This window comes from Caldimonas brevitalea, from assembly GCF_001017435.1.
In the GTDB taxonomy this organism is placed as follows: domain Bacteria; phylum Pseudomonadota; class Gammaproteobacteria; order Burkholderiales; family Burkholderiaceae_C; genus Caldimonas; species Caldimonas brevitalea.
In genome coordinates, this window is record NZ_CP011371.1 from 635,430 (window position 1) to 647,354 (window position 11,925).

Here is an 11,925-nt window from a genome sequence, read left to right on the forward strand (position 1 = left end):
GAAGTCCCGTGCCGCTGTCGTCCCGTCCTGTCGTGCGGCTCACCGGCATCCGTTCCTCTGCGACCGCAGCGAGGATGCGAACCAGGAAACCCCACATGCACACCCCGTTGACCCACCCCAGGCTGCTTGGCGGCAGCCCATTGTTCCAGCACAACTTCGAAGGGTGGATCGACCTCGTCGAGGTGTACTGCCTCGAGACCGACCTGACGGAGGCCCCGCAATGAGCGCCGTGCTGCACCCTGACCACACGCCTGCCCCGCCCGACCAGCCCCAAGCTGACCGCGCCGCGCCGGCCGGCGACACCAACAAGAAGGCCGACAAGGCCGCCTTCGAGGCGCACAAGCTGTCCAAGCGGCTGCACCGGCTGGTGGGCCAGGCGATCGGCGACTTCAACATGATCGAGCCCGGCGACAAGGTGATGGTGTGTCTGTCGGGCGGCAAGGACTCGTATGCCCTGCTCGACGTGCTGCTCAACCTCAAGATGCGCGCGCCGGTGCACTTCGACATCGTGGCCGTCAACCTCGACCAGAAGCAGCCGGGTTTTCCCGAGCATGTGCTGCCGGAGTACCTGAAGAGCCGCGAGGTGCCCTTCCACATCGAGGAGCAGGACACCTATTCCATCGTCAAGCGCCTGGTGCCCGAAGGCAAGACGATGTGCTCGCTGTGTTCGCGGCTGCGCCGCGGGGTGCTGTACCGGGTGGCCGGCGAGCTGGGCGCCACCAAGATCGCGCTGGGCCACCACCGCGACGACATGCTGCAGACCTTTTTCCTCAACATGTTCTTCGGCGGCAAGCTCAAGGGCATGCCGCCCAAGCTCGTCAGCGACGACGGCAAGCATGTGGTGATCCGCCCGCTCGCCTATGTGAACGAGACCGACCTGGAGCGCTGGGCCGCGCACCGCAAGTTCCCGATCATCCCGTGCACCTTGTGCGGCAGCCAGGAGAACCTGCAGCGCAAACAGATCAAGGCGATGTTGCGCGAGTGGGAGAAGAAATTCCCCGGCCGCATCGAAAACATGTTCTCTGCGTTGCAGAACGTGGTGCCTTCGCATTTGATGGACCGGAACCTCTACCCCTTTGCCGCGCTCCAACCCACGGGTATCGCGGACCCGGCCGGCGACAAGGCCTTCGACGAAGACGACTCCTGCGCCACGCCGCCGTCCACGTCGGTCGTGCGCTTGCAGCTCGACGACTGAGCGAGCCGCAGACGCAACAAGGAGGTGTGAGATGTGGAAGTCTGTATCGGGAGGCGCGCTGGCGCTGACGGTGCTGGTCGGCTGCTCGACGACACGACTGGTCGAGAGCGACGTCAACAGCTACACCCAATGGCCTGAGAATCGACAGCCCGGCAGCTTCAGCTTCGAGCGCCTGCCGTCGCAGCAAGCGCGTCCGGCCGAGCAGTCCAAGCTGGAGGCGCTGGCCACGCCGGCGCTGCAAAAGGCCGGCTTTCGCTTGGCCCCCGGTGGCCCCGGCGACGTGACCATCCAGGTGGGACTGAGCGAGACCTACTACCAGGGTGCTCCCTGGGACGACCCCTACTGGGGCTCGCCGTGGGGGCCTTGGGGCTATTACGGTTACGGCGGCATGTACCACGGGCGGCGGCGCTCCGCCGTCGGTGTCGGCGTGGCCTGGTCGGCCCCGTCGCCCTACTACGTGTTCGATGCGGCTGTGCTGATCCGCGACGCCAAGACCAAGCAGGTGCTCTACGAGAGCCATGCCAAGCACGATGGGCGTTGGGCCGACGATGCGCTGCGGGCCACCTTGTTCGAGGCTGCGCTGCAGGACTTCCCGCGGCCGGCCATCAGCCCGCGGCGGGTGCGCATTGAACTGCCGCCCGACGGCAAGGCCGCCGCCGAGCCCAAGGCGGAGGCCGCACCCGCGTCTGCAGCCCCTGCTGCGGCCGGGAAGACGGCGCCGGCGGGCAAGTAAGTGAGGCGGATCGGGCGGCGCGGGCTTCGGTCCGACCGTTCGAGGCGCTGCCCCGGGCCGATGCGCCCGGCCGCCAGCAGTTCAGCGCTCGGCCGACGCCACCAGCGCCCTGAAGTCGTTCTCCCACCCGTGCAGCTTGCCTTGGGCCGTTTTGCGCTGCTCGGGGGTCGTCCGGTTGTGCAACTGGGCCGCCAGCTCGCAGTTGTAGGCCGTCAGCTGGGCGCTGTAGGCCCGGTAGTTCGGGTCGGGTGAATGCGAAACCCGGTGGAACACTTGGCGCAGCGCCGCCTGCGCCGTCTCCGGCGTGGCCTGGGCGGCTGGCAGGCTGCGCAGCGTGTGCAGCACGTCCTGCTGCCGGCGCAGCCGCTCCTGGTTCCACAGCTCGGCGTTGAAGGGCGAGGCCTGCACCCGCTGGGTGTACCACTTGCGCTGCTCGGCATCGAGCCGGCCATACAGCATCTCGGCGCGTTCGATCGCGCGCTTCAGCATCGCGCGTTCGCGGTCTTCGCGCGAGTCCTGCAGGTGGTCTTTGCGGAACTCCTTGTTCGACTTCACATAGCGCTTTTCGATGTGTTGCAGCTGCTCCGGCGACAAGCGCAAGGCCAGCTCGGCCACCGCGGGCAGCGCTTGCTCGACCGCTTCGTCGCGCCAGTGCAGGGCCCGGGCCCACAGTTCACATGCCTTGGTCCCGGTGGTGTTGTGCTGGGCCTCGTCGCGCATGCGCGCCAGCGTCTGGGCGTAGAGCGGCAGGTGGGCGTTGCGGTGCCAGCGGAACCACCTGGCGATGTGTTCGCGCGCTGGCGGCGCCTGCTCGTCGGTGAAGTCCACATAGCCGTCGAGCCACCAGAATGCCATGTGCGGCCCCTGGCCGTAGGCGAAGCGCATGGTGCTGCAGCCGGCCAGCCAGGTGACCACCAGGACCGCAACTAGGGGGAGCAGCCAACGCCCGGGGGCGCCGATAATCCCCGGATCGGCCTTCGTATTCGAAGCGTTCAACAACCTTCACCTCCACACTAGACTCGGCATGGCACTCGACGTCGTCATCATGGCCGCGGGCAAGGGCACCCGCATGAAATCCAGCCGGCCCAAGGTGCTGCACACCCTGGCCGGGCGCCCGCTGCTGCAACATGTGCTGCAGACCGTTGCCACCCTCGATGCGCAACGCACCGTCATCATCACCGGCCACGGCGCCGAGCAGGTGGAAGCTGCCGTGCAAGCGCCGGGCCTGCAGTTCGTGCGGCAGTCGCCGCAACTGGGCACCGGCCACGCGGTGCAGCAGGCGGTGCCGGCGCTGGGCGACGATGGCATCACCTTGATCCTGAACGGCGACGTGCCGCTGATCGAGGCCAGCACCGCCCTCGCATTGATCGAAGCCTGCGCCGGCCGCCAGCTTGCGCTGCTGGCCATCGAGCTGCCCGACCCCACGGGCTACGGCCGTATCGTTCGCAGCGGTGACGCGCGCGGTGGGCATGTGGTGGGCATCGTCGAGCACAAGGATGCGAGCCCCGAACAGCGCAAGATCCGCGAGGTGTACACCGGCATGATGGCGGTGCCGACGCGCGCGCTCAAAGGCTGGGTGGCCCGGCTGCGCAACAACAATGCGCAAGGTGAGTACTACCTCACCGACGTGGTGGCGATGGCGGTGCACGACGGTGTGCCGGTGGTGGCGACGCACGCACGCGATGAAATCGAGGTGTTGGGCGTCAACAGCCCCTCGCAGCTGGCCGACCTGGAGCGCCGCTACCAGCGCAAACTGGCCGAGCAGCAGATGGAAGCCGGCGTGCGGCTGGCCGACCCGGCGCGCTTCGATCTGCGCGGCACGCTGCAGTGCGGGCAGGACGTCGAGATCGACGTCAATTGCGTCTTCGAGGGCGACGTGGTGCTGGGCGACGGCGTGCGCATCGGCGCGAACTGCGTGGTCAAGAATGCCGTCATTTCTGCAGCCGCGGTGATCCACCCATACACCCACATCGATGGCGAACGCCAGGGTGTGAAAGTGGGCGAGGGTGCCTTGGTGGGCCCGTTCGCCCGGTTGCGCCCCGGGGCCGACCTGGGCCCGGAAGTTCACATCGGCAACTTCGTCGAGGTGAAGAACTCGACGCTGGGCAAGGGCGCCAAGGCCAACCACCTGGCCTATCTGGGCGATGCCACCGTGGGCGAACGCGTCAACTATGGTGCGGGCAGCATCACCGCCAACTACGACGGCGCCAACAAGCACCGCACGGTGATCGGCAACGACGTGCACGTCGGCTCCAACTGCGTGCTGGTGGCGCCCATCACGGTGGGCGACGGCGCGACGATCGGCGGCGGCAGCACCCTCTCGAAAAACGCGCCGGCGGGTGAACTGAGTGTGGCGCGCGCACGGCAGACGGTGATCCCCGGCTGGCAGCGGCCCAAGAAGGCGGCGCGCTGAACGGCGCGTCAGCCATCGACCTGATGAACGACCCGTCGGCTGCTGCCCCTCCCTCCGCGCCTGTGGACCCGACGCGCTGCCCCTTGTGCGGCGCGTCGAACCAATGCGTGATGGCGGGCTCGCCGGGGGCTGGCGACCCATCACAACCCTGCTGGTGCACCCGCGTCTCCATCGACGCCGAGCAGCTGGCCCGGGTGCCGGCAGCGGCGCAACGCCGCGCATGCCTGTGCCCTGCCTGCGCGACGGTGCGCCGTGACTGACGGCGATTAAGCCGTCGGCGCCGGCAGCGTGACGCCGGGCTCGAACTTCGACCGCTTCACAGAGAAGTAAGTCTTGACGTTGCGGACGTTCGCATCGCTCGTGAACAAGCGCTGCACCAGCGCGTGATAGGCCGCCATGTCGGCCACCTGCACGATCAGCACGAAGTCCGGCCCGCTGGCGGTGCGGTAGCACTGCTGCACGGCGGCTTCGGCGACGGCGCGCGCTTCGAAGGCAGCCAGCTTTTCGGCCGCTTGCTGGTCGAGCGTGATCTCGACGACCGCCGTGAGGCCGGCACCCAGCCGGTCGGGCGACAGCAGTGCCACGGTGCGTTCGATGATGCCCAACGAGACCAGGCGTCGGACCCGGCGCAAGCAGGTGGCGGGGGAGACATGGGCGCGCTCGGCCAGCGCCTGATTGCTCAGGGCTGCGTCACGCTGCAACAGGTCGAGCAGGCGCAGGTCGACGGCATCGAGTTGAGGGGGTCGCGAGTTGTTTTCCATCGTTTTTTGCCTTGCAATGAAAGCATTTTGCACGACGGAGGCTACTTGACCTGTTCTTTCAGTTCTGCTTACTCTAAGCAATGAAATTTCACGTGGCCTCTCCTACCATCCGCTCATTCGTTTTCTTTTGAATCAAGGAGCCAGCCATGTGCGGCATCGTCGGCGCGGTCAGCCAACGCAACATCGTTCCCATCCTGATCGAGGGTTTGAAGCGCCTCGAATACCGCGGCTATGACTCATGCGGTGTGGCCGTGCACCGGGACGGCGGGTTGCAGCGTGCGCGCAGCACGTCGCGGGTGGCCGAGCTGGACGCGCAGGTGGCGGCCGACCAGGTGACGGGCCATACGGGTGTGGCCCACACCCGCTGGGCCACGCACGGTGCGCCGGTGGTGCACAACGCCCACCCCCACTTCTCGCACGGCGTGGGGGCCGATGCCTACACCGCGCGCCCGGGCCGCATTGCGCTTGTGCACAACGGCATCATCGAGAACCATGAAGAGCTGCGCGAGGAGCTGCGCGGCAAGGGCTATGTGTTCGCGAGCCAGACGGACACCGAGGTGATCGCACACCTGGTCGATCACTTGTACGACGGTGATCTGTTCGATGCGGTGAAGCGGGCGACGTTGCAGCTGAAGGGTGCGTATGCGATCGCGGTGTTCTGCCGAGATGAGCCCCACCGCGTGGTGGGTGCGCGCGAGGGCTCGCCGCTGGTGCTGGGGGTGGGGACGCGTGAAGGTGCCGGCGAGAACTTCCTTGCATCGGACGCGATGGCCTTGGCGGGCGTGACCGACCAGATCGTGTACCTGGAAGAGGGCGACGTGGTCGACCTGCAGCTGGGCAAGTTCTGGATCGAGTCGCGTGGTGGCAGCGGGAGCGGTGGGACGGGGCAGCCGCAAGGCGAGCGTTATGCCCGCGTCGAGCGCCCGGTGCGCACGGTGCTGGCGCACACCGGGGCGGCCGAGCTGGGTCCGTACCGGCACTACATGCAGAAAGAGATCTTCGAGCAGCCGCGGGCAATCTCGGACACGCTCGAAGGTGTGGAGGGCATCTCGCCCGAGCTGTTCGGCGATGGTGCTTACTCGGTGTTCAAAGAGGTCGAACAGGTGCTGATCCTGGCGTGCGGCACCAGCTACTACGCCGGTTCCACCGCCAAGTACTGGCTCGAGTCGATTGCCAAGATCCCCACCAGCGTGGAGATCGCCAGCGAGTACCGTTATCGCGACACTGTGCCGCACCCCAAGACCTTGGTGGTCACGATCTCGCAATCGGGCGAGACGGCTGACACCTTGGCTGCGCTGAAGCACGCGCGCAGTTTGGGCATGCCGCATACGCTGACGATCTGCAACGTGGCGACGAGTGCGATGGTGCGCGAGTGCAAGCTGGCGTACATCACGCGTGCGGGTGTCGAGATCGGTGTGGCATCGACCAAGGCGTTCACGACGCAGTTGGCTGGGTTGTTCTTGCTGACGCTGGCCTTGGGCCAGGTGCGCGGGCATGTGAGTGAGGCGCAGGAGGCCGAACACCTGAAGGCCATGCGGCACCTGCCGGTGGCCTTGCAGTCGGTGCTGGCGCTGGAGCCGCAGGTGATTGCGTGGGCCGAAGAGTTTGCGCGCAAGGAAAACGCGTTGTTCCTGGGGCGCGGGTTGCACTACCCGATTGCGCTGGAAGGGGCGTTGAAGCTGAAGGAGATCAGTTATATCCACGCCGAGGCTTACCCGGCGGGTGAGTTGAAGCACGGGCCGCTGGCGCTGGTGACGGCCGAGATGCCGGTGGTGACGGTGGCGCCGAACGATACGCTGCTGGAGAAGCTGAAGAGCAATCTGCAGGAAGTGAAGGCGCGGGGCGGGCAGTTGTTTGTGTTTGCCGATGGGGACACGCGGATCGAGAGTGAGCCGGGGATCCATGTGATTCGGATGCCGGAGCACTATGGCGCGCTGTCGCCGATCTTGCATGTGGTGCCGCTGCAGTTGCTGGCGTATCACACGGCGTGTGCACGGGGGACGGATGTGGATAAGCCGCGGAACTTGGCGAAGAGTGTGACGGTGGAGTGAGGGGGGGGCGGGTTGTTGGCTGGAATAAATAAAGTTGGTCGGAATTGAGCCCGGTAAGTCCTTGATTGTGAATGGCCGCCGAGACAAAGCAAGATTTGTCGAGGCGGCAGCGCAAGGGCTACAGCAGGCGTTTTGGCGGAAAAGTGCGGGGGGAAGTCTGTAGGGGTCTACGTTACCGAGGCCGTTGGGCCTGTCCGGATTTTTGTGTGTGAGGCTCTGAAGGCCGCCCCTTAAACGGCGGTCGTGATGAAGCGGTCACCGTAGGCGATCGCAAACTGATTCATCGCCTCCCGCCATTCCTTGGCAGCCCGTCCCCAGTCCGCCGTGATGTTGCGCAGCGCCAGCCAGATTAGCTTGGTGGCTGCCTCGTCGCTAGGGAAGTGCCCGCGCGTCTTGATGATCTTACGCAGTTGGGCGTGGATGCTCTCAATGGAATTTGTTGTGTAAATCACCCGACGCACCGCCGGCGGGAACGCATAAAACGGAATCACCCGATCCCAGTTGCGCCGCCAGGCGGCCACCACGGTCGGGAACTTGTTGCCCCAGGGCCCGGCCTCAAACGCCTCCAGTTCGGCCGCTGCGGCCTCGGCGCTGACGGCCGTGTAGATCGGCTTGAGCGCCGTGGCGAGTTGCTTGCGGTCCTTCCAGCTGGCGAAATCCAGGCTGTTGCGCAGCAGGTGCACGATGCAGGTCTGCAGCGTGGTGGCCGGGAATACCGCGCCCAGGGCTTCGGGGATGCCCTTCAGCCCGTCGGTGACGGCGATCAGAATGTCGCCTACCCCGCGCGTCTTCAAATCGTTGAAGACCTTGAGCCAGAACTTGGCGCCTTCGGTGCCTTCGATCCACAGCCCCAGGATGTCGCGCGTGCCGTCCGGCAACACGCCCAGCGCCAGGTAGACGGCCTTGTTGCGCACCACGGCGTCTTCGCGGATCTTCACCCGCAGGGCGTCGAAGAACACCACCGGGTACATCGGCTCCAGCGGCCGGCTCTGCCAGGCCGTCACCTCCGACATCACCGCGTCGGTTACCGAGCTGATGAACTCCGGCGAGACCTCGGTGCCGTACTGCTCGGCCAGGAAACCCTGGATCTCACGCACCGTCATGCCGCGTGCGTACATGGCGACGATCTTGTCGTCAAAGCCGGTGAAGCGGCGCTCGTGCTTGGGAATGAGCACCGGCTCGAAGCTGCCTTCGCGGTCGCGCGGCACCTCCAGGCGCAGCGGCCCGTCCTCGGTCAACACCGTCTTGCCGCTGGTGCCGTTGCGGTGGTTGCCCGCCTCTTCTGGCTTGGCAGCGCCGGCTGGGTAGCCCAGGTGGTGCGACAGCTCGGCGCCGAGCGCCCGCTCGATCAAGGCCTTCTTGAACGCCATCGAGGCGGTCTGGACCGCCTCGGCGCTCATCGGACCCTTGACGAACTGGTCAATCAGTTCCTTGGGAATGGACGGCAGCGGCGCCTGCGCGGCCGCGGCCGGCTTCTTTTTGCTTGGCATACATGCTCCTCATTGACATGCTATGCCTTGTATGGATGCCTCCCGGCGATAGGAAGTAACCCGCATCGTGTTGTGAGAAGTTGGCTGCTGCCTTGTATCCGGCCTTGTGTACGGTGGATGGGTTGCCCCATCGGCCCGTGGGCCCCGATGTAGTCCGCTGACAAGCGCCTCATCTCAAACGCGGACTGTTGAAGTCCGGCATAGCATTCAGGTTTGGCTCGTCACGGTCTGACCTGCTTCACATCACTTCGCTTCGTTGCTGCCTCATCGCCTTCAACGGCTCACCATACCCTTTCTGTCAGTTGGTTAATCTTCAGTTGCCGTCCGGTCAAGCCGCTTGGGGCTTGGCGCTGAGGTAACCCCGCTGGTATTCCTGCTGCTTTGCTACGACTGCCCAGATCGTGCGAGCCATCTTGGCCGCCTGCGCCACGATCACCACGTTTGCTGGCCGTCTAGCTCTGATCTGCTCGAGCCACCGCCCCGGCTCCTTCGCATGCGTGAGCACCGAACGAGCGCCGTGGATCAACAGCGTGCGCAAATAGGTGTCGCCTCGCTTGGAGATACCCAGCAACTTGACCTTGCCGCCGGTGCCGCTTTGTCTTGGCACCAGGCCCAACCAGGCGCAGAACTCGCGTCCCGACTTGAAGGCCTTAGCGTCGCCCATCGTGGCGATCGCCGCCGTGGCCGTGAGCAAGCCCACGCCCGGGATCTCGGCCACACGCTTCATGTCCGCGTCCGTGCGCAATTGCTGGGTGAGCCGCTGCTCGATGGCCTTGATGTCCTCGGCCAGTTTCTTGATCCGCTGGGCCTGCTCGCGCAGGCTGTCGGCGACGTACTGCGGGATGTCCTTGCCCAGCGATTCCAAGGTCGCCTCGATCTCGCTGAATAAGGCGTTCTTTCCCCTTGCGAAGATCGCGCCGAACTCGTGGAGCAAGCCCCGCAGCGCGTTGGTCTGCATGACCTTCATCTTCTGCAGCAGTTCACGCTGACGATGCAGCACGAGCGTGGCCTGCTGCTCCAGTGTCTTCATGCCCACAAACTTCGTCCCGGGCTGCTGGATCGCCAGCCAGATTGCCCGCGCGTCGGCGGCGTCGGTCTTGTTGCCGCTCACGAAGGGGCGCACCGCCTTGGCGTGGATCAGGCGCACGTGGTGGCCCACAGCCATGAGCCTTCGTGCCCAATGGTGCGCGCCGCCGCAAGCCTCGATGCCGATGAGGCACGGCGTCATATTGGCGAAGTGCTCGAGCACCTTGGCGCGCTTGAGCTGCACGTTGACGATCTCGCCGGTGTTCATGTCCACGGTGTGCAACTGGAACACGCTCTTGGCGATGTCCAGACCCACGACCTGCCGCCCGTCGATCATGCCGATGACCTGGCCAGCGCCCCTGCGTGCAGTACGATTCATCTCGGACTCTCGATGGTGATTGTGAAGACTTCGGTCTATCACGCCCTGAGCACATCGATGCCGTATCCACTCGAGGGTCCGCCTTGCCGCAACGACAAGCGCCTTCCCAGGAACAGTTCGCTGTTCATCTCCGCGCTCCAGCTTCAGTCCCCGTAGGGAGGGAGGCATCCATTACATCTCAAACACAAAATTCCTGACAGGCTCGTGTTTGTTCCGTGCCATTAATGTCTGAGACGTGCCATTAAAGTCCGAGACATGGCAGACAGAGGGGCGCTTCAAGCGCCCCTCTGTCTGCTGACAAACCCCGCTATTTGGCGGGGTTTGCCGTTTCAGGGCCGAGAGAACTTCAGGCGGCGAGTTCGCAAAGCGATAGACGGCAAGGCGAACTCAGGGCAGCAGCCAGGGCTTGCCGGATGTGGTGACGGCTGAACGAGCGTAAAAGCTGCGCCAGCAGCCGGGCAATCTTCTTGATGTTCTGAGCGGCTGCGGCCATCAGACACTGTGCCCGCACGCGCTCCAGGCCGCGGAAGCGCGCATAGCGCTGGCCGTGCAGTTCCTTCGCGTCAGCGAAGCTGCGCTCCACCGTTTCCTTGCGCCGTGCATAAATGCGCTTGCCCCGCTCGCTGAGCCGATGCTGGTCGACCCGCTCCTTGGCGTCATCCCAGACGTGGCGCACCACCACCTTGGTGTGGGTCGCGCTCTTGGTGCACTGACCTCGTTGCGGACAACCACCGCATCGTGCTGGGTCGGAGTGATATTCCCGGTAGCCCATCCGGTTGGTGGTGCGATAGGGCAGGAATTGCCCGGCTGGGCACACGTAGCCTTCACGTGCCGCGTCGTAGCTGTACTGGCGCTTGTAGAAGTAGCCCTCTTGGTGACTGGGCCGACGGTAGCCGATGACACCGTACAGCGCGCGCTGCTGTAACCCGTGGCAGATCAGCGCGCTCATGTAGCCCGCATCCAGACCCACCGCCTCCGGCGTGAGCGCAAACCGCTCGCACTGCCTGTCCAGCCGCCTGAGGTAGGGCTGGCTGTCATGCACGTTGCCTGGCGTGACGTGCGTGTCGGTGATGATGGCGTGCTTGCCGTCCACCGTACGATGGTCGAGATAGAAGAAGCCCTGGGGCTTGCCCTCACGGGTCATGTAGCCTGCATCAGCGTCTGTCGTGCTGACCTTGACTTCGCGAGTCTCGCTTTTGGGCGGCTTCGGCGGCAACGGGCCTTTGCCGTGCGCCTGGCGGTCCTGCTCGACCGCCGCGTCCAACTCCGCCAGGTACGCCGCCGGCTTCTGATCGACCTGATGGACCTCGAATCGGTTCTTGTTAGCGTTTGCCTTCAAATGCGTGCTGTCGGTGTACAGCACCTGCCCGCCTATGAGCCCGTGCTGCAGCGCCTGCTCAACGATGCCGTCGAAGATCTCCTGCTCGATGCCGGTGCCGGCAAACCGGCGTCGCCGGTTCTGCGAGAACGTCGACGCATCCGGTACCCGCTCCGTCAGGTTCAGCCCGGCGAACCAACGGTACGCGACATTGACCTCGATCTCCTTGACCAGACGGCGTTCCGAGCGGATGCCGAACAGGTACCCGATGAACAACATCTTGAACAGCGCCACCGGATCGAGCGCCGGGCGCCCGTTGTCTGCGCTGTACAGATGCGCCGTCTTCACGCGTATGAAGCCGAAGTCAATGTGCCGCTCGATGTGCCGCAGCAGATGATCCGCCGGCACCAACTCTTCCAGCGTCACCATCTCCAGTTCGCATTGCTTTGGATGGGCAGGCTTGAGCATGCCGCCCATTCAAGCACAAAGCCCCCGTCGTGGGGGCTTTGTCAGCAGCCTGAGGGGCGCTTCAAGCGCCCCTTTTTTCTTCGATGCGCCG

The 11,925-nt window shown here is 65.2% G+C and carries 11 protein-coding genes; 6 read left to right on the forward strand and 5 right to left on the reverse strand.

The window, feature by feature from the left end; all coding sequences use genetic code 11:
* Positions 1–95: 95 nt before the first annotated feature.
* Genes AAW51_RS31080 through AAW51_RS02795 form a run of 3 tightly spaced genes read left to right on the forward strand, consistent with a single transcriptional unit; the run spans position 96 to position 1,928 of the window.
* Positions 96–224 (forward strand): hypothetical protein, encoded by a 129-nt coding sequence (locus tag AAW51_RS31080; RefSeq protein ID WP_256365054.1) that lies wholly within the window; start codon positions 96–98, stop codon positions 222–224.
* Entirely contained in the window at positions 221–1,195 is a 975-nt protein-coding gene (ttcA, locus tag AAW51_RS02790; RefSeq protein WP_047193407.1) for a tRNA 2-thiocytidine(32) synthetase TtcA, read from the forward strand. Before AAW51_RS31080 ends, ttcA begins: the two co-directional genes overlap by 4 nt.
* Positions 1,196–1,226: 31 nt before the next feature.
* Complete coding sequence (locus AAW51_RS02795) at positions 1,227–1,928, forward strand: DUF4136 domain-containing protein (RefSeq protein ID WP_053013278.1); 702 nt, start codon at positions 1,227–1,229, stop codon at positions 1,926–1,928.
* 81 nt (positions 1,929–2,009) lie between these two features.
* Here the strand turns inward: AAW51_RS02795 and AAW51_RS02800 are convergent, their stop codons facing one another.
* Positions 2,010–2,924 carry a DUF6279 family lipoprotein gene (locus tag AAW51_RS02800; RefSeq protein ID WP_157359586.1) on the reverse strand — a complete coding sequence of 305 codons (915 nt, stop codon included), beginning with the start codon at positions 2,922–2,924 and terminating at the stop codon, positions 2,010–2,012.
* 28 nt (positions 2,925–2,952) lie between these two features.
* Between AAW51_RS02800 and glmU the strand changes: the two genes are divergently transcribed.
* Together glmU and AAW51_RS31305 are read left to right on the forward strand one after the other, a co-directional pair.
* Positions 2,953–4,341 (forward strand): bifunctional UDP-N-acetylglucosamine diphosphorylase/glucosamine-1-phosphate N-acetyltransferase GlmU, encoded by a 1,389-nt coding sequence (gene glmU, locus AAW51_RS02805; protein ID WP_047193408.1) that lies wholly within the window; start codon positions 2,953–2,955, stop codon positions 4,339–4,341.
* A gap of 110 nt (positions 4,342–4,451) precedes the next feature.
* Positions 4,452–4,601: a cysteine-rich CWC family protein gene (locus AAW51_RS31305; RefSeq protein WP_417903595.1), complete on the forward strand. Its 150-nt coding sequence runs from the start codon at positions 4,452–4,454 to the stop codon at positions 4,599–4,601.
* A gap of 6 nt (positions 4,602–4,607) precedes the next feature.
* Here AAW51_RS31305 and AAW51_RS02810 read toward each other — a convergent pair whose 3' ends face one another.
* Positions 4,608–5,102, reverse strand: coding sequence for an Lrp/AsnC family transcriptional regulator (locus AAW51_RS02810; protein WP_047193409.1), 495 nt, complete (start codon positions 5,100–5,102; stop codon positions 4,608–4,610).
* Between the two features lie 146 nt (positions 5,103–5,248).
* Between AAW51_RS02810 and glmS the strand changes: the two genes are divergently transcribed.
* Positions 5,249–7,153: a glutamine--fructose-6-phosphate transaminase (isomerizing) gene (gene glmS, locus AAW51_RS02815; RefSeq protein ID WP_047193410.1), complete on the forward strand. Its 1,905-nt coding sequence runs from the start codon at positions 5,249–5,251 to the stop codon at positions 7,151–7,153.
* Between the two features lie 230 nt (positions 7,154–7,383).
* Here glmS and AAW51_RS02820 read toward each other — a convergent pair whose 3' ends face one another.
* From AAW51_RS02820 to AAW51_RS02830, 3 genes are all read right to left on the reverse strand, one after another.
* Positions 7,384–8,643: an IS256 family transposase gene (locus AAW51_RS02820; protein ID WP_047193411.1), complete on the reverse strand. Its 1,260-nt coding sequence runs from the start codon at positions 8,641–8,643 to the stop codon at positions 7,384–7,386.
* Positions 8,644–8,971: 328 nt separating this feature from the next.
* Positions 8,972–10,006 carry an IS110 family RNA-guided transposase gene (locus tag AAW51_RS02825; protein ID WP_047197319.1) on the reverse strand — a complete coding sequence of 345 codons (1,035 nt, stop codon included), beginning with the start codon at positions 10,004–10,006 and terminating at the stop codon, positions 8,972–8,974.
* Positions 10,007–10,394: 388 nt separating this feature from the next.
* Positions 10,395–11,834: an IS1182 family transposase gene (locus tag AAW51_RS02830; protein ID WP_157359587.1), complete on the reverse strand. Its 1,440-nt coding sequence runs from the start codon at positions 11,832–11,834 to the stop codon at positions 10,395–10,397.
* Positions 11,835–11,925 lie beyond the last annotated feature (91 nt).